A 16,946-nucleotide genomic window follows, 5' to 3' on the forward strand; every position below is an offset into this window, starting at 1 on the left:
GCGTTGTTGAGTCAAGGGAACAGAAGAGCCTGAGGGTATTTGCCAAAGGCAAGGGCAGCGGTAATTCTCAGGCCGTTTATTTCAACTGACAGCTTTCCCGTAAAATGCGCATAACGGTATCTGCGCCGCTACGGTTGGGATTGATGCGGATCATGCGCTGTTCCAGAGTGGGATCTGCCTGACGGAAGGTGCCGGAAATACGGTAAAACAGGGGCGGAATTTCAAACTTTGACTCTGCACCTACCGGATAAGGGAGTGCACCGAGTGTATGGGCTGTGGCGAGTACGCTTTCTGCAATGGGATCGTGAAATTCCACTAATAATACTTTTGATTGTGCATTGGCGAGAAAGGCGTGTTTTACCTGTGGTAACTCCCCTTGGTTCAGACGGGTCACCAGTTCGTTATTCACTTCTGCTTGCACTGCGTGCATCACTGGCGCGAATACCATACCGCGCAACGCCTCCATAGCCTGATAACCTTGTATCTGGCAGCCACCGGAGTACATGCTGTGGCGTAGATTATCAATAATTGCCTGTTTTCCTACAATTAACCCAACGCCTTGTGGTCCCAATAATTTGAAGCAAGAGAATGTGGAAAGGGTTGCGCCATATTGACAACCGATATGTGCCACTTTCATCGCCGCGTAGTTATCATCGACCAATGAAGGAATGTCATATTGATTCAGGGTGCGGATAACCTCTTGCAGGGAATAACGGTCAGACATTTTCTGGCGTGTATGTTGGACAAGACTGGCTGCGGGTTGGTATTGCTCAATGGCGGCCACAATTTGCTTTGTGTGGTTGAAATCTGCCTGAACGACACGAAGCCCCATTTGTTCAATTGATGCCCGGGTTGTGGGATAAATCGGTGCATTATGCACAAGTAACGTTGAATTCGGGCTGACCAAAGCGGCCAGCCCAGCGCGTAATGCGCCTGTTCCTGCTCCATTGACAAAAGCGGCGGTTTCAGCACCAAAAAACGCCGCAATCACCGTTTCAATGCGTCGGGTCATCCGTGGTTGGTGAAGATCTGGGACTAAGCCCAGATCGCCTTGCGAAAGAAAATCAGCACCAGGAAAGTGGCGACAGATAATATCAACCAGCCTGAATTGTTGCTGTTGCGCTTGCGCCATCGTCATGCTTTGCAATGGCGCGGTTTTCAATGGATCAGTTTTCAATGGATCGGTTTGCATTTTCTTATTTTATTCCCAGCAGAAAGAGCACGTTTGCCAGAATACCCACCATGATTGTTGCGATTGGGCCGATAGCCATTTCCACTAAAGGACGTTTGGATGTACGGTTAAGCAGGTAGATACCCGCCACGATCATAAAGCCCATACCCGGCAGAATGGCGTTGGAAGCAATCATGGCACCCACCAGCAAGGCAACTTCGAGCATTTTGGTGATTGCGGTACGAATATGTCCGCTGCACGCTTTCACGCCAGGGTATTTATCCAACCAGATAGCGATTTTTGCCAGTAGCTGGATTTCAATAAACATGGTGATACCGCCTGCGATAAAGGCAATCCACGGGTTGTTAGTGGCTAACCCTGCCACAAACACAAATTTCATGCCATTTGGGCTATAAACGCCGGTGGCGATAGCTGTCGTGCCCACTAACGGAATAAAGCTAATGGCACGTGCCAGTGCTACCAGTAGTGCATTGGTCTGCTCACCTTGTGCCATGAGTTGCAGGGAAACAGGCCCTTCCGCCAGCAGGCTAAAAGACATAGTGGCTGCACTGGCGGTCAGGCCACCGCACAGGATTAACAGCCATTTGTTTTTTTGGATACGCGCTATGCGGGTTGAAAACAGGCCGACTAAGACCTCGTTGGTGCCTTTTTGCTCCGCTGTCTGCGTTGGGCGCTCACGCATTGCAAAGTAGAACATGGCAATCATCGACAGCAATAGTGCAGCACCGTTAGGGTCAATGCTGACGGGTTTTTCGATCATCCCCCCAAAGCTCAATGGGCCAATGGCCTTGGTTGCCAGATAGCCGATCAGTGCGGTGAACATGACTAAAAGCCCTTTGCGATAGCCATATTGATAACCGACGACCATCGCAGGAAACAGGGCAAAACAGGCCACAATCGGATCGCCCACTTTTTTGAGGTCATCGGTGAAATTGACGGGCAGCATGGCAAACAGTTCCACCACCGAACGCAGACCAGCCAGCAACGCGATGGCATATAAGGCACCAATGATGCCTGAGGTGATAAAACCTCTCCGGCTGTTGGCACACCAAATCCCGATCATGTCTGTACCGAGTAACAGGCTGTGAACCAAAACAATGGGGGCAGTGAGTGAAAAGGGAATGCCGAAACCGACAACCAAACCGATGCTCAGGGCGAAACTGGTTGCGGCAAGCGTTTTGCGGCTCATGCGACCTTCAAGGTATTCCGGCAAAAGTGGCCGCAGGCCATCGTGGAATACGGCGATACCCCGGTTTGCCATCATCGCGGCAATGGCACCAATGGTTGCCAATAATCCGGCTTTAAAAGGGTCGACTTCCATCAATCTCAGCAGGAAATCATGGAAATGTTGCATGATTGCCTCCTTACAGTGAGATGATGGTATTGATGATCACAGGAAGGACGATATCAATATCCTGGCCGGTAAAACCAAATGCTTTCTTGCCTGCTTTCACATGGGCGATGATCTCGTCATTAGACAGGATTTTTCCCGGCATTCCGATGGTGGCACATTGGTTTAGTCCAATAAGAGCAATTGCCATTGCCAGCGCACCTCCTCCACCCGTATTGCACGCGCCAAAATAGTAATCCGCTTCGCCATTTTTAATTGCCATCGCCGCGTCAATATCATTCATGATGGTAATGGCGGTGGCTTTATTGCCTGCTAATTGACGAATACCTTCGGCTATTGCCTGTTTCTCTATTTGTCCACCAACGACAAATTTCATGTTGTTATCCCTCTCTTTTGTATCTTCATATCGGATTGCTTTTTGAAAAAGCCAGGTTTTTAGAATTAATATTCTGTTTTATAGCTTTATTTAATCTTACCTTGGAAAAATTGTGCAGGGTTATCACGCAGCATTTGGTCTATCTGTTTTTGGCAAAAACCCGCTTCCAGTAACATGGGAACGAATACGGTTAGCAAGTAATCGAAGCCATTGCCCCCATTGCTTTTCAAATGAGATCGACGCGTGATATCTTGGGAAAGCATGACCCGATCAAGTAACCCACGCTTGGCAACCTCTTGCAACAGGGTTATGCGTCGGCTGTCGGGGTAGTAATTATTCTTGCCGATTGTATCGAATTGTACCCATGCTCCGGCTTCTAGCAGCGGAATAATGGTGTCCAGGTTATCTCTCAGATCACAATGACCGATAGCCACATATTCAGGAGAAACACCAGACTTCTTTAGCAGCGCCAACTGCTCACGTCCCATTGTGCTTAATGTCGTGTGGGTGGAAATGGGACAGCCTGTAGCCTGGTGTGCCAATGCCGCAGCAGTGAATACCTTTTGCTCATCTTTCGTAATTTGATTGAGACTAGAACCAATTTCTGCAATGACCCCTGCTTTTAATGCGGTGCCATCAATGCCAATTTCAATTTCAGCGATCATGTCATCGGCGATAGCCTGTACACTTAACTCTCTGAAATGAGCCGGGAAGAATGATTGTTTATAGTAGCCCGTCGAGGCAATGATATTGATACGGGTATCACGCATCAGATCCAACAGAAAAGCGGCGTTGCGCCCCATGTAACGATTGGTCATCTCCACGATGTTTCTTACCCCAAGGATGTAGAGGTAACGAAGTTCTCCTACGATCAGATCGTATTGATCCAATCGACAATCCAGATTTCCTTTCACATCAGAGAGATCGATATGCAAGTGTTCATGTACATAGGTGTAGCCTGAAACATCAATCAAGTTATTTGCCTTTATTGCCAAACGGCCGGATCATGCGGTAATTCCGTTATAGCGAAAATAATATTATTTAACGATGGAATGATCTTATTTGTAATACCTTTGTCGGGGGATTAGTCACAATAACCACTATTTTTCCAATTGCCTTGACTGTCATAAATACCTTCAAGTTTTGGAGAGCCAGACTGAATACCTGAGACAAGGGCAACATCGCTGCGCGTTATGAAAATCTGAGGGCGAAAACACATTATCACTGGGCTACCAATAGGATGAATGCCTGCTAATGGGAGGTGGTAGTCAATGCAGGGTTCACCCAGACGCAGTATGCGTACTTTTTTAGCCAGGGTAATGCCTGGAGGGAGGGTGCGTTCAGGGAGAACCAATGCATGTTTCATCTGCCCGCGTTTATAATAGCCGCCACCATAGCAGTAACTATGGCCACTGTGGTGATGGGAAATTTCTGTGAGATAGACCATTGCAATATGTTCTGGTTCTCGGCCACAGAAGTTAGCGGGAATGGTTCCGGTCAGGGCATGGCCCGGTTCCAGGTGGGTAGCCCCGTATTTGGCCAGTAAGGGTATGGTGTTGCAGCTTGAGGCCGCCGGAGCATTAATTTGCGCAAGTTTGATGCCGAGTTGTTCCAGTCGGTTTCGTGCACGAATGAGGGTGAGCAAATTGGTGGTAGGTAAGGTTATCTGATAGCGGGGATCCCATGCCAGGCAAGGAAAATGCGTTAGTCCGCTCAATTTGATGCCTGGCATGTGCTTTAAGGCATCCACGACGGTATCTAACTCATCAAAGGCGATCCCGGCTTCTTGGCCGGGAAAGGCGATATCTCGTTTATCAAATATTTTCAGCATGATGGGCTGAATTCGCCCCAATTTCTCCGCAATATCTGAAATAGCCTGGGCTTTTTCAAGGGAAAATACGGTAATGATACTCGGACTATGCTTGAGCATGGTTTCTATTAAATGGGTTGGGGTCTGCACTAAATGGCCGATGTGGCACAGTGGAATACCATGTTGGCTTAGGCTATACGCTTCCCTGAAATCGACAGCCACGACACCGCGATAACCGAGTTCAATCAATTTCTTGGTCAGCCATGGATTACGTCCAATTTGTTTGGTCATCAAATAGAGTTCAATGTCATACCGCTCTGCGGTTTGCAGCAAACGCCGACCATTGTCCAAAACCTGATCGACGTCGATGATGTAGGTATCTGGCAAGATTACACCTTGTTGCCAAAGGTTTTTTGCAACTTCAATCAATTCGGGGTTCTGTTTTTTTAATGCCTCAATAAACATAGGACTCCCTTTTTATAGCTGCAAAGCAGCCAGGCTGTGTGAAATCAACATTTTTACAGATAAATTTTCATTTTTTTGAATATTTTTATGAGAATCAAAAGCTAACCTCTTTCGAATGAAAATATTAAACCATATAAATTTGCCAACAGATAGCCTTCCTCGTTGGGATGTAAGGCGACGGTAAATTTTTCAATCAGGGAGTGATGAATGGTGAGTAATTGCTCGTAGTATTCAGATTGCTTGAGTGTTGCTAATATTTCTTTATCCAACGGAGCAATGATTTCACCACGGCGTGAACGCATGAAAGCACTTGCCATATGGGTGAGTGCCATTTCGCCTTGTGGATGACGGATAGGGATGAGCCACGTATCTTCCAGAACATGCACAACTTCCAGCATGTTTTCGTAGATATCTTGATCGATAACATTACCTTGTAGCAGGATAGTTAACCGTTGTTCTATCATTGCTTTTTGTTATACGTAGGTGTTAATCAGCAGTTTATTTTGGTTAATCGAGTTTCAATAAACCGGTTCGATGATGCCTGTTACTACATTTTGTTGATGGGACAGCAATAGATCCCGATCCACCATAGTATGCAGGAGTTGCTGGATCGGGATATTATCCTTGCGGGTAAGGATAACGGCTTCAGAAGCCTTGATAAAACACGCACTGTTGTCAGGGAGTTGGGTCATCAGGCCTTGTGCTATGAGTTCATGGCCTTGCCCAACATTCCAGATGGCCGCATCAATGTGGCCTTTTATGATTTGATTTAGGCATTCATGATAGGAAACCTCGACCAATTCGATCTCTCTGTCAGCAAAGTATTGCTTTGTCATTATTTTTTGGTCTGCTGAGGTGCTATCTAACCCAACGCGACGAATTGATTCCATTTCGCCATTGCGAAAGATTAACCTATGCCCGTCTGTGTAACTTTGTGTCCCTAGTGAAAGCGCAATATATAAATCTTTATTTTCTGGGTGCTGCTCTGCGGCAAGCCTTGATGTTACCGCTAAATCGTAAACACCGTTCAGTAAACATTCAATGCGGATGTCTGAGCCACGCATGTGTGCAAAGTAAAAAGGAACACTTGCACACAACGCTTTTAAACCACTTGCCAGCCCTTCATAAGCACGGGTATACGGGAGCGGCATCGCACAAACCACATTGCCAATATCGGCATACTGCAACAGTAATCTGTGGTTTATCTGTACAAGAAAGCTACCACTACGACCTCGACGCTTAATTCCAACCACCTGTGCTTGTTCAAGAGATTTTAATGCTGCTTGCATCAAACCCACGGACAATGCACATTCTTTAGCCAATAACTCTATGGTTTTCAGGCGGTTACCACATTGTTCAGAGAGGAGATAACGAGCCAGAAATGACTGTGCGATCCCCTCTTTCTTAATGAATGTTTGACTCATCATTACAAGTTGTTGTCCATTCCTGTTTATATTCATAAAATTGAACATAAATCGCAATAAGCGAATTAAAGAAAGGGGATTAATATCACAATTACAAAAAAAATGAAAATTTAAAAAATGATAAAGTGTAATATTATCAATATTTTGAATATATATTCTAATTTTGTATTGAAGATATAAAAATCTCCATTATGGGAGAATATAGGGAAGGCGGGAGTATTATTGATGCTTACTCACTGTATTTTTCTGTATAGATGGTGATTTTTGCCATGCTATTGATCACGCTACAGAATAATTAGGCTATATTCTGCACGCCATTCTTGCATGAATCAATAAAATATCTTATGGATGTATCTGATTTTATGCCTAATATATTTTGCATGGATCGAGCAATAAGGCTTTTTTGATAAATTAAATATGTGATCCAATAGTATGCTGGGATTCAGCAATAAACCATTTATGGTCGGGAGATTGTAATGAAGTCAATATTTTCTCTATGGAACATTCTCCCGCAATATATTCTTCCAGTTCATTTTGGTCATGCCATAAATAAGAAAAGTGAAAACGACAGCTTGTTTCCAGTAGCCAGAATAGTCGTGCAGCGTCTTTTATCGTTGCATTCCGGATCGTTAACATGGATATCGCCCAATTTAATTTCTGACATACTATCACGGCGATAAAGGTGTGATCATAAAATAACCAGCTGAATGAAATAAAAAAATAAGGGAATTGCGATAAAAAACAGGGATGATTGATTTCGAAAGTTAACGTTCGTTTGTGGACATTGATGAGCGGGAAAAAACGTATATGACAGGAATAAAATCGAATAAAAAATGGCGATAATTTCTATCGCCATTTTAAAAATCAATCTCGCAATTAAGCGGCTTTGGCGTTTTGTGCCAGCCAATCAGCTACACGCTGTTTTTGTTCCTCAGTGAGCCACATGCCCAGTTTGGTACGGCGCCAGATAGCATCATCTAACTGCGTTACCCATTCGTGTTTAACCAAATAACGCAGTTCTGCCTCATATAAACCGTGACCGAAGCATTCGCCGAGATCGGCCAGCGTTTCTGCGCCTTGCAGGATGAATTGGCTGTTGCTGCCGTAAGTACGGGCATAACGCAGTGCCACACCTTCAGGCAGCCAGTTATGACGCTGGCGTAGCAGGCGCGCATAACCATCACGATCACAGCCTTCCAGCTCACCACCCGGTAACTTGCCATTTTTGGTCCAGGCCTTACCTGCGTTAGGGTAGTACTGCACCAGTTTTTCCATAGCGTGTTCAGCCAGTTTACGATAAGTTGTCAGCTTACCGCCAAATACGGACAGCAATGGCGTCTGGCCTTGCTCATCCTGCACATCCAGCGTGTAATCACGGGTGATCGCTTGGGGTGAATCGGATTCATCATCACACAGGGGACGAACGCCAGAGTAAGTCCAGACAATATCATCGCACCCAAGTTGTTTCTTAAAGTGGTCGTTATAGACTTTCAGCAAATAGCCGATCTCTTTATCGTCAATTTTGACTTCTTTAGGATCGCCTTTGTATTCAACATCCGTCGTGCCGATAATCGAAAATTCGTCATTCCATGGAATAACAAATACGATGCGATGATCTTCATTTTGCAGAATATAAGCCTGCGGTTCATCGTGAACGCGAGGCACAACGATATGACTGCCTTTGATCAGACGGATGCCATAAGGCGATTTCAGTTGCAGACCGTTATCGAAGAAATTTTTCACCCACGGGCCTGTTGCGTTAACCAAACCTTTTGCGCGCCATGTATGGGTTTCGCCAGTTTTGAGGTCTGTGGCTTCAACCATCCAATAACCATTTTCACGCCATGCACGGGTTACTTTAGTACGGATACGTACTTCACCGCCGTGTTTCTGCACTTCCTGTGCGTTCAGAACAACCAGACGCGCATCGTCAACCCAACAGTCGGAATATTCAAAGCCACGGGTGATCGAGGGTTTCAGTACTGAGTTTGCACCAAATTTCAGCCCTCTACTGCCTGGTAAGCTAACGCGTTTGCCCAAGTTATCGTACAAGAACAGGCCAATGCGGATCATCCACGCTGGGCGCAGGTGTGGTTGATGTGGCAGGCGAAAGCGCATCGGGAATGCAATATGGGGAGCCAGTTTTAAAAGCACTTCACGCTCTGCCAGTGCTTCACTGACCAAACGAAACTCATAATGTTCCAGATAGCGTAAACCACCGTGGATCAGCTTGGAGCTGGCAGACGAAGTTGCGCTGGCCAAATCCTGACCTTCCAACAGTAGGACTGAAAGCCCCCGGCCAGCAGCATCTGCCGCAATACCAGCGCCGTTAATTCCGCCGCCTATTACAATCAAGTCTTTGGTTTCCATTGCATCCCCTATGAAATGTTCGAAACAGTTCTTTAATGTTCGTTTTCGCTCAAGGATTGTAATTAAAAATTCATCAATCGCCAACCTTTAACTCAGAAAAAACACATTCACGTGATATGGGTAGCAAAATCTCATCATATACATAAGATTAATAAGGATTCTGTGGGATACAAATTTGAGGGGGATATTGGTGGGAGCTAACCCCACCAGAATCTCTGATGGGGCATTTTTGCCTAAAAAGTGATTAGCACAATTCCAACTTAACGTTGTGTTGCTCGATAATTTTCTGGAGGCCGGAAGGAGGGGCTTTATCCGTGAACAAAAAATCAATCAGGTTCATGTTGCCGAGATTAACCATCGCATTGCGGCCGAATTTTGAATGGTCGGTAACCAGCATGACACAGCGGGAGTTTTCGATAATGGCACGTTTGGTACGAACTTCGTGGTAATCGAATTCCAGCAGTGAACCATCACTATCGATGCCGCTGATCCCAAGAATGCCAAAATCAAGGCGGAACTGGGAAATAAAGTCTAGCGTTGCTTCGCCAATGATGCCGCCATCGCGGGAGCGTACTTCACCACCCGCTAAAATCAGGCGAAAATCTTCTTTGCCCATAAACAGAGTGGCGACGTTGAGATTGTTGGTGACAATCCGTAAATCGCGGTGGTTGAGCAGCGCATGTGCTACGGCCTCTGGCGTTGTTCCAATATCGATGAACAGGGTTGCGCCGTTTGGAATTTGGGTGGCAACGTGTTGTGCAATTCGCGCTTTTTCATTCGACCACATGATCTTGCGGTCATGGTAGGCTGTGTTGACAGAGCTGGATGGCAACGCAGCGCCGCCGTGATGACGCTGGATCTTATTTTTATCTGCGAGATCATTTAAATCGCGTCGAATGGTTTGCGGGCTAACATCAAAATGTGCAACCAGCTCTTCAGTGCTGACATAACCTTGAATGCGTACCAGCTCGATTATTGCATCATGTCGCTGAGTTTGCTTCACAAAATTCCCCTAATATATGCATAGATGGATTATCGTTGACCAAAATTATCTCCCTTCTATTTCAAGCCGATGCTGAAACTTGAAATCTATTGGGGCTTATTTGGCATTTTTTGGTTTTTTTGTTTGCGCAAATTATCCCATAACCCCATTAATAACCCGATGATTAATCCTGCAACATGGGCGGCATTGGCGATGTTTAACGAAAATAGATCGAAATAACCCACCAACAACCAAATGACAGAGACAGCGATTAATCCTCTGGGAGCACTGATCCCACGTTTTGGGGAGATTTCACCGGTTAGCCAAACATAGCCGATCAGTGCGTAGACGACACCGGATAATCCCCCGAAATTAGATCCGCTGAATAATGATTGCGCCCAATTACTGAAAATGGCTGACACTATCGTAATTTCAAACAGTTTGCTGCCCCCAATCTTCTGCTCTACCTGGCTGCCGAAATACCACCATAAGGCAAGATTAAAGAGCAGGTGTGTCCGAGAGAAATGCAATAGAGCTGGGCTTATCCAGCGCCATAATTCCAGATACTGATCACTGTTGGCTGGCCATGCTAACCAGTTCATCACATCCTTTATGTCTGCCATTGCTATCCAGAGGTAAACGAGGATGCAGAGCAGGGTTATGGCAATAGTCAGTGGGCCAGATTGGTTTTTGAGCGTATTTAAATTCAGGTTGTTATGATACTTGAAGAAGCTGACAGATTGGCCTGTTTGCCAACTGGCAGCTTGATAGCGTTCATTCAGTGGATCGCGAGCAAAGTGGCGAAGCTCCTCTTCAACCTGACTTCGTTGGCTATCATCCTCTAACCAGAGTTCAACTAATGGTGGCTCATTGGTGGGCCGCATGGTCAAATGAATGCCCTGCGTCGCCATATAATCAATAAAGGCCTGAGCCAGCCGAGGATTAGATATTGAGGTTATATGGATCATTGCTCGTCTTATCTCTGCCTTAAGTTGAGGTTAATTACACTGAAGTTAATGGCATTAAAATCAATGTATTAAATGTTTATTGAGTATGGACAGCGTGAGGATAGTCTTTTTGCCAGCCTTCAAAACCGCCATTGACACTATAAACGGTCTCAAAACCCATATTGATCAGGTACTGTGCTGCGCCCTGACTGCTATGACCGTGGTAACACATCACCATGACCGGTTGGTCAAAATCCGCTTCCTGTAGAAAGCCATTGAGTGTTTCATTTGTTAGGTGAAACGCATTGGTTGCGTGCCCGGCATGGAAGCTTTGTGGATCGCGGATATCAACCATGACTGCGGTTTTATCGAGCCAATGTTGGTAAGCCTGTTCAGGCGTTATCGTTTGAAAATGGTTCATAAATACTCAACGTAGTTTCTAAGATTTTTATTTTCAATATATTCATTTCTGAATAGTCGTCTGGTATGACCTGACTGTCTTCCCAATATTAACCATTGGGAAGACATAGAAATTGAGATGGAAAACGTCAGAAACAGAAAAATGGTTAAAAACTGTCAAAATAAGAATGAAAAATCAGTAATATGAATGTTCACCGCGCTGGTGCTCAGTCAGATCTCTCACGCCTTTTAATTCAGGAAATAGCTGTAATAACTGTTTTTCGATCCCCTCTTTCAGAGTGACATCGACCATTGAACAGCCGTTACATCCACCACCGAATTGCAGGATAGCATAGTCTTCATCGGTGATTTCCATCAGGCTGACACGACCCCCATGCCCAGCTAGCTGCGGATTGATCTGCGATTGCAGGACGTATTCAACACGATCAATCAGTGGGGCATCATCCGCCACTTTACGCATTTTAGCGTTCGGGGCTTTCAGGGTCAGTTGGGAACCCAATTGATCGGTCACAAAATCAATGACGGCCTCTTCCAGAAAAGGGACACTAATTTCATCAACATAAGCAGAGAGTTGATCAAACTTCAATTCGGTGTCAGTGGCTTCAACAGCATCCGGTGGGCAATAGGAGACACCGCATTCAGCGGTCGGCGTTCCTGGATTAATAACAAAGACGCGGATCTGTGTGCCCGGTTCTTGATTTGCCAGTAGCTTGGCAAAATGTGCTTGCGCTGCTTCAGTAATATTAATCATGTCATTTGCTCAATAGTTGACTGTTCTAGTTGGTTATAATACGCCCATTTATAAAGGAACTACAAGGTTCGGCATATTGCCCAAGCCTGTACAGAGCGAGCGCCAGCACGAATCATCAACTGTGACGTTTCATGCAGCGTTGTGCCCGTGGTGATCACATCGTCGAAAATAGCGACATGTTGATCGGTAAAATCGCCCTGTAATTGAAAGGCTTGCTTAAGATTGGCTCTCCTTTGGGCGGCAGATAAGCCCCGCTGCGTGAGTGTAGCACGTGGGCGGCGTAAAAAATCGGGTTGATATGGACATTGCAGCCAACGTGATAGGGATCGGGTAATGAGTTCAATGTGATCGAAACCACGTTGCCAGCGTTTTCTGCTGTGCAGAGGAATACCCAGTATGCAATCTGGTTTATGCCAGCGGCCTTCACGATAGCCTTGCAGCCAATGCAGCAGGAACACCCGCGCCAGCATTGGTGCGAGTTGTGGGGTACTGTAATATTTGTATTGTTGAATAAGCTGGCTTAATGGTGGGGTGTAATCCGTAATGGCGATCAAATGTTGCCATGCAGGGGGATTCCTTATGCATCGTCCACAGGGAAGGTTGCCGGATTCAGAAGGCAATGCACAGCGTGGACAGACATGTTGCAGCCGCTTTAAGTGACGGTAGCAGCTGTTGCAGATCCCATGATGGGCAAAATACAAATTTTGCTGGCATAGCCAACAGTATCCAACCATTGTTAGCATAGTTTCCTTCCTTGGTGACAAATAAAGTGAGAATAACAATGAATCAGTTGTTTTGGCAGACAATTGGCGATGCGCCACGTGATCTTGTGATGCTGCACGGATGGGGGCTAAATTCTGAGGTTTGGCGCTCAGTGGAAACGCGATTGGCTCCGCATTTTCGTTTGCATCTAGTGGATTTGCCGGGTTATGGGCGTAGCCAATCGCATTCGGCTCTGTCATTGGCGGATATGGCGAACACTGTATGGCAGCAGGCGCCAGAGAATGCCTTGTGGCTAGGCTGGTCTTTAGGTGGATTGGTGGCTAGCCGGATTGCTTTGGATCATCCGGCACACGTTGCGGGTTTGATAACCGTGGCCTCCTCGCCAAAATTTAGTGCTGATGGCGACTGGCCGGGCATTAAGCCAGAGGTCTTGAAGGCATTTGAGCATCAATTGAGTGCGAATTTTCAAAAGACGGTTGAACGTTTTCTGGCTTTGCAGACCTTAGGAACAGACAGCGCCCGTCAGGATGCCCGTGTACTGAAATCAGTGATACTGAATCAGCCGATGCCGACAGTCGAGGTACTTAATGCCGGTTTGGAAATCCTGCGCACTGATGATCTAAGGGAGGAGTTATCCCAACTTCAATTACCTTTCCTGCGCCTTTATGGTTATCTTGATGGTTTGGTGCCGCGTAAGATTGCTTCACAGCTTGACAAGGCATGGCCACATACGCGCTCCGTTCTTATGCGCAACGCTGCCCATGCGCCTTTTATTTCCCATCCTGATGAGTTTGTGGAAGCGTTAAAGAATTTTGTGGCAGGGTAGTCAATTGATTTGTCATTATTGATAATTACCCATAACATTAATTGTTATGGGTAATCGATAAGTTATCTTGAGGAATAAACCTCAGTCACAATTTCAGGTGTATTGACCATTGTGTCGCGAATAGGGCAATTGCTCTCGACAAAATCAATAAAATCTCGTATCTCTTGTTCAGTATTATCTGCTTTGATATAGAATTTGGAGGTGATTTTGGAAAAGCCCATTTTGGCGTTTTTATTTATACCTGTGAAGCCATCGGTATCCAGTTCTCCTTCCATTTTAACCTGAATATCGATCAAATTGATTTTGTGCTTGCGGGCAAAGCTTTTTGCCACAATGCACTGACATGCACCAAATGCAGAAAGTAACACTTCCACTGGATTCATCGCCTCATTGGTTCCACCGAGGCTTTTGGGTTCGTCCATATGGAAGTTAAAATCTCGCGATGAGCATTTCATCTTGAGATTGCCAACTGATTCAACTGTTGCAGTGAATAACTCTTTAGGCATATTACTATCCTCAGGTTATTAATGTAGAGATACAGCATCTCAGATAATAAAGAGATAATTATAATTAATCTATTTATTCTTTTTAAACGCTTATTAGAAGGGATTTTCTTACAGGGCAATTATAGCGATAGGATATTTTTAATCATCTATTCTATAACGCAGGGAGTCCCTTATTTTTTTACGCCAAGCTGATATGTTTTAGTATCACATTTCTGTGTTTCCGGGCACTGCTTGCAGCCCCCGCTGAGGCAGGAGGAAGCATCCACTTCCTCCAGTTTACCCATTATGACAAGCTGCTTGAGCATGGCTTCTACCATTGGCAGCGGTGCTGAGAACTGATGGCTCAATGACCTGGCATCGGTACGCCCGTTGAGGGCAACAGCATCTCTGATTTTCAGCAGGTTAATCATTTATGGCTCCTCAATGGCTCCGGCTAGTGACAGCTATTGTTTGAACATTCGCAACTATGGTCAGCAGCAGCGTTGTTGAATGTCACAGTGACTCGGCTGCGTGCGCGGCGTAAACCAATAACTATCAGAATGTTAAACAGGATCACGGCCAGAATGGTGATCAGGCTACTTTGTGGATGAGCTGAAAACGTTGTGATTTGATAAAACAGGGCTGACAGAGAATAAGCGACGTTTAATCCCCACAGAATCGAGAATATCATCCAGCCACGGCTGGTCTCACGGGCAATGGCACCCATCACGGAAACGCAGGGTACGTACAGCAACACGAAAATCAGGTAACTGTAAGCGGAAATGGCAGAGCCAAATTTGGCGCTCATGGTTCCCATAGAGCTGCGATCCATGTTGCCATCACCTTTACTGGCTTCAATCGGGTTAGAAAGTGCGCTCAAAGTGAAGGTTTCTTTCAGGCTATCCCACGTTTCTGCGAACGAATCTTTTAGTTGATCCAGTAAATTAAATTCATCTGGATTAAATGGCTCTTGAGCAAGGTTTTCTGCGGTATAGAGGGTATTTAGGGTTCCTACAACCACTTCTTTTGCCATCGCGCCAGTGATAAGCCCGACGGTGGCTTGCCAGTTATCGGAATGCACACCGAGAGGTTGTAAAACAGGAGTGAGCACTTTACTGACGGAAGCCAGCGCCGATTCGTTGATATTGTCTACGGCCTTACCGGAGAAGGAGAAACTGTTCAGGGCACCAATCAATATGCTTGCTGCGACAATCACTTTACCTGCGCGTATGACAAAACCTTTCAGCCTTTGCCATGTCTGGAGCAGCAGGGTCTTGGCATGGGGAACGTGATAGACCGGCAGTTCCATGACAAATGGCGATGCTTCACCGCGCATTAGCGTGAATTTCAATAGCAGCCCTGTCAGGATGGCAATGACAATCCCCAGAATATACAGGGAGAAAACGATGCTTGCGCCCTCTTTGCCGAAGAAAGCCGCAGCAAAGACGGCAAAGATCGCCAACCTTGCCCCGCAGGACATAAACGGTGCCATCATGATGGTAATCAGGCGTTCACGCGGCGCATCCAGTGTCCTTGAACCCATGACGGCAGGCACGTTACAACCAAAGCCAACAATCAGGGGCACAAAGGATTTACCCGGCAGCCCCAGGGCTTGCATCAGTCTGTCCATGACAAATGCCGCCCGTGCCATATAGCCGGAATCTTCCAGAAAGGAGAGGAACAGGTACATCATGCCAATTTGGGGAACCAGCGGCAGTACGGTATTGATACCCCCACCAACGCCTTGAGCAAGGAACACCGTTAACCAATGCGGAAAATGGAGAGTATGGCCGAGCCATTGCATGCCATCAATAAAAATGGCGGTGGAAGCGCCGTCAAAGATAGGCTGTAAGGCTCCACCAATATTGATAGCCAGTACAAACATCAGGTACATGACAAACAGGAAGACAGGCAGACCCAACCAGCGGTTCAGGATAACGGCATCTAACGCTTGAGTCAGTTTGTTGGGTGTGGCTGTACGGGTATCAATGACTGCCAGACAAATTTCACTGATGGTTTGATAGCGTGAGCCTGCAATGATGAGGTCAGGTTCTTCGATTTGTTGTTTTTGTAAGCGTTCTCTGCTTTCAGCCAGTTGTGCGTGAGCCAGGCCGGATACTCCACGGCTGTAAATATCCCCTTCCAGGACTTGTAAAGTCAGCCAGCGGCGCTGTTGTGATGTGAATTTTTCTGCGATCTGGCTGGAAAGGTGGGAAATCTCCTGCAATAACGCATCAGGATAATTAACCTGTACAGGGCGGGTATGCTGAGGGTAATTGTCGATGGCTTTTTTTAGCGTATCTATCCCTGTGGCACGGGTTGAAACCAGTGGGATGACCGGACAGCCAAGACGTTTTTCCAGTGCAGGAATATCAATCTTGATGCGTTGATTTTGGGCGATATCCAGCATGTTCAGCGCAATGATGCAGGGAACACCCAGTTCAATCAATTGCAGTGAGAGATAAAGGTTACGTTCCAGATTAGACGCATCAATAACATTGATGAGCATATCTGCTTCACCACTGAGGATATAGTGGCAGGCGATTTGCTCATCAATGGAAGTTTGCTCGGAAATGGTGGTAAGGGAATAAGTGCCGGGAAGGTCGACAAGTTCGATCTGATGGTTATGGGTGGTAAAGTGGCCGGTTTTGCGTTCTACGGTAACGCCAGCCCAGTTTCCCACGCGTTGGTGAGAGCCGGTAAGCTGGTTAAAAAGCGTTGTTTTGCCGGCATTGGGATTACCAATCAGGCCAATGGTTAATTGTTTCATCATACTTTCTGCCAATCAGGAAAGTGAATTTCGTACCTTATATATTTCAGTACC

Annotated in this window: 18 protein-coding genes; 1 reads left to right on the forward strand and 17 read right to left on the reverse strand. The window is 46.0% G+C overall.

Features of this window, described 5'->3' with window-relative positions; genetic code table 11:
• Positions 1-76: 76 nt before the first annotated feature.
• The 14 genes from AAY47_RS01035 to gntX all read right to left on the reverse strand — a co-directional run bounded on the left by AAY47_RS01035 (position 77) and on the right by gntX (position 12,831).
• Positions 77-1,162 (reverse strand): aminotransferase class V-fold PLP-dependent enzyme, encoded by a 1,086-nt coding sequence (locus tag AAY47_RS01035; protein ID WP_047766449.1) that lies wholly within the window; start codon positions 1,160-1,162, stop codon positions 77-79.
• Positions 1,163-1,196: 34 nt separating this feature from the next.
• Positions 1,197-2,546 carry a YhfT family protein gene (locus AAY47_RS01040; protein ID WP_047766390.1) on the reverse strand — a complete coding sequence of 450 codons (1,350 nt, stop codon included), beginning with the start codon at positions 2,544-2,546 and terminating at the stop codon, positions 1,197-1,199.
• A gap of 10 nt (positions 2,547-2,556) precedes the next feature.
• A complete protein-coding gene (locus AAY47_RS01045) occupies positions 2,557-2,919 on the reverse strand; it encodes a DUF2620 domain-containing protein (protein ID WP_047766391.1) in 363 nt (120 codons plus the stop codon).
• A gap of 86 nt (positions 2,920-3,005) precedes the next feature.
• Positions 3,006-3,914, reverse strand: coding sequence for a phosphotriesterase-related protein (locus AAY47_RS01050; RefSeq protein WP_083446756.1), 909 nt, complete (start codon positions 3,912-3,914; stop codon positions 3,006-3,008).
• An 89-nt stretch (positions 3,915-4,003) separates the two neighbouring features.
• Positions 4,004-5,194 (reverse strand): YhfX family PLP-dependent enzyme, encoded by a 1,191-nt coding sequence (locus AAY47_RS01055; protein WP_047766393.1) that lies wholly within the window; start codon positions 5,192-5,194, stop codon positions 4,004-4,006.
• A gap of 101 nt (positions 5,195-5,295) precedes the next feature.
• Positions 5,296-5,658: a hypothetical protein gene (locus AAY47_RS01060; RefSeq protein ID WP_047766394.1), complete on the reverse strand. Its 363-nt coding sequence runs from the start codon at positions 5,656-5,658 to the stop codon at positions 5,296-5,298.
• A 54-nt stretch (positions 5,659-5,712) separates the two neighbouring features.
• The gene (yhfZ, locus tag AAY47_RS01065) at positions 5,713-6,621 is read right to left on the reverse strand and encodes a GntR family transcriptional regulator YhfZ (protein ID WP_047766395.1); all 909 of its coding nucleotides are present in this window, start codon (positions 6,619-6,621) and stop codon (positions 5,713-5,715) included.
• 408 nt (positions 6,622-7,029) lie between these two features.
• Positions 7,030-7,254 (reverse strand): hypothetical protein, encoded by a 225-nt coding sequence (locus AAY47_RS01070; RefSeq protein WP_053014179.1) that lies wholly within the window; start codon positions 7,252-7,254, stop codon positions 7,030-7,032.
• Positions 7,255-7,494: 240 nt separating this feature from the next.
• Positions 7,495-8,988, reverse strand: a complete 1,494-nt coding sequence (gene glpD, locus AAY47_RS01075; RefSeq protein WP_047766396.1) for a glycerol-3-phosphate dehydrogenase — start codon at positions 8,986-8,988, stop codon at positions 7,495-7,497.
• Positions 8,989-9,232: 244 nt separating this feature from the next.
• Positions 9,233-9,991 carry a DeoR/GlpR family transcriptional regulator gene (locus AAY47_RS01080; protein WP_047766397.1) on the reverse strand — a complete coding sequence of 253 codons (759 nt, stop codon included), beginning with the start codon at positions 9,989-9,991 and terminating at the stop codon, positions 9,233-9,235.
• A gap of 86 nt (positions 9,992-10,077) precedes the next feature.
• Complete coding sequence (glpG, locus tag AAY47_RS01085; RefSeq protein ID WP_047766398.1) at positions 10,078-10,938, reverse strand: rhomboid family intramembrane serine protease GlpG; 861 nt, start codon at positions 10,936-10,938, stop codon at positions 10,078-10,080.
• Between the two features lie 76 nt (positions 10,939-11,014).
• Entirely contained in the window at positions 11,015-11,338 is a 324-nt protein-coding gene (gene glpE / locus AAY47_RS01090; protein WP_047766399.1) for a thiosulfate sulfurtransferase GlpE, read from the reverse strand.
• Positions 11,339-11,512: 174 nt separating this feature from the next.
• Positions 11,513-12,088, reverse strand: coding sequence for a Fe-S biogenesis protein NfuA (gene nfuA, locus AAY47_RS01095; RefSeq protein WP_047766400.1), 576 nt, complete (start codon positions 12,086-12,088; stop codon positions 11,513-11,515).
• A 59-nt stretch (positions 12,089-12,147) separates the two neighbouring features.
• Positions 12,148-12,831, reverse strand: a complete 684-nt coding sequence (gene gntX, locus AAY47_RS01100; protein WP_047766401.1) for a DNA utilization protein GntX — start codon at positions 12,829-12,831, stop codon at positions 12,148-12,150.
• A 38-nt stretch (positions 12,832-12,869) separates the two neighbouring features.
• Between gntX and bioH the strand changes: the two genes are divergently transcribed.
• The gene (gene bioH / locus AAY47_RS01105) at positions 12,870-13,637 is read left to right on the forward strand and encodes a pimeloyl-ACP methyl ester esterase BioH (RefSeq protein WP_047766402.1); all 768 of its coding nucleotides are present in this window, start codon (positions 12,870-12,872) and stop codon (positions 13,635-13,637) included.
• A 62-nt stretch (positions 13,638-13,699) separates the two neighbouring features.
• Here bioH and AAY47_RS01110 read toward each other — a convergent pair whose 3' ends face one another.
• From AAY47_RS01110 to feoB, 3 genes are all read right to left on the reverse strand, one after another.
• Positions 13,700-14,143, reverse strand: coding sequence for an OsmC family protein (locus AAY47_RS01110; protein WP_047766403.1), 444 nt, complete (start codon positions 14,141-14,143; stop codon positions 13,700-13,702).
• A 170-nt stretch (positions 14,144-14,313) separates the two neighbouring features.
• Positions 14,314-14,553, reverse strand: a complete 240-nt coding sequence (locus AAY47_RS01115) for a FeoC-like transcriptional regulator (protein ID WP_047766404.1) — start codon at positions 14,551-14,553, stop codon at positions 14,314-14,316.
• A 23-nt stretch (positions 14,554-14,576) separates the two neighbouring features.
• Entirely contained in the window at positions 14,577-16,892 is a 2,316-nt protein-coding gene (feoB, locus tag AAY47_RS01120) for a Fe(2+) transporter permease subunit FeoB (RefSeq protein ID WP_047766451.1), read from the reverse strand.
• Between the last annotated feature and the right edge of the window lie 54 nt (positions 16,893-16,946).

The sequence above is a fragment of the Xenorhabdus griffiniae genome (assembly GCF_001028135.1).
In the GTDB taxonomy this organism is placed as follows: Bacteria; Pseudomonadota; Gammaproteobacteria; order Enterobacterales; family Enterobacteriaceae; genus Xenorhabdus; species Xenorhabdus bakwenae.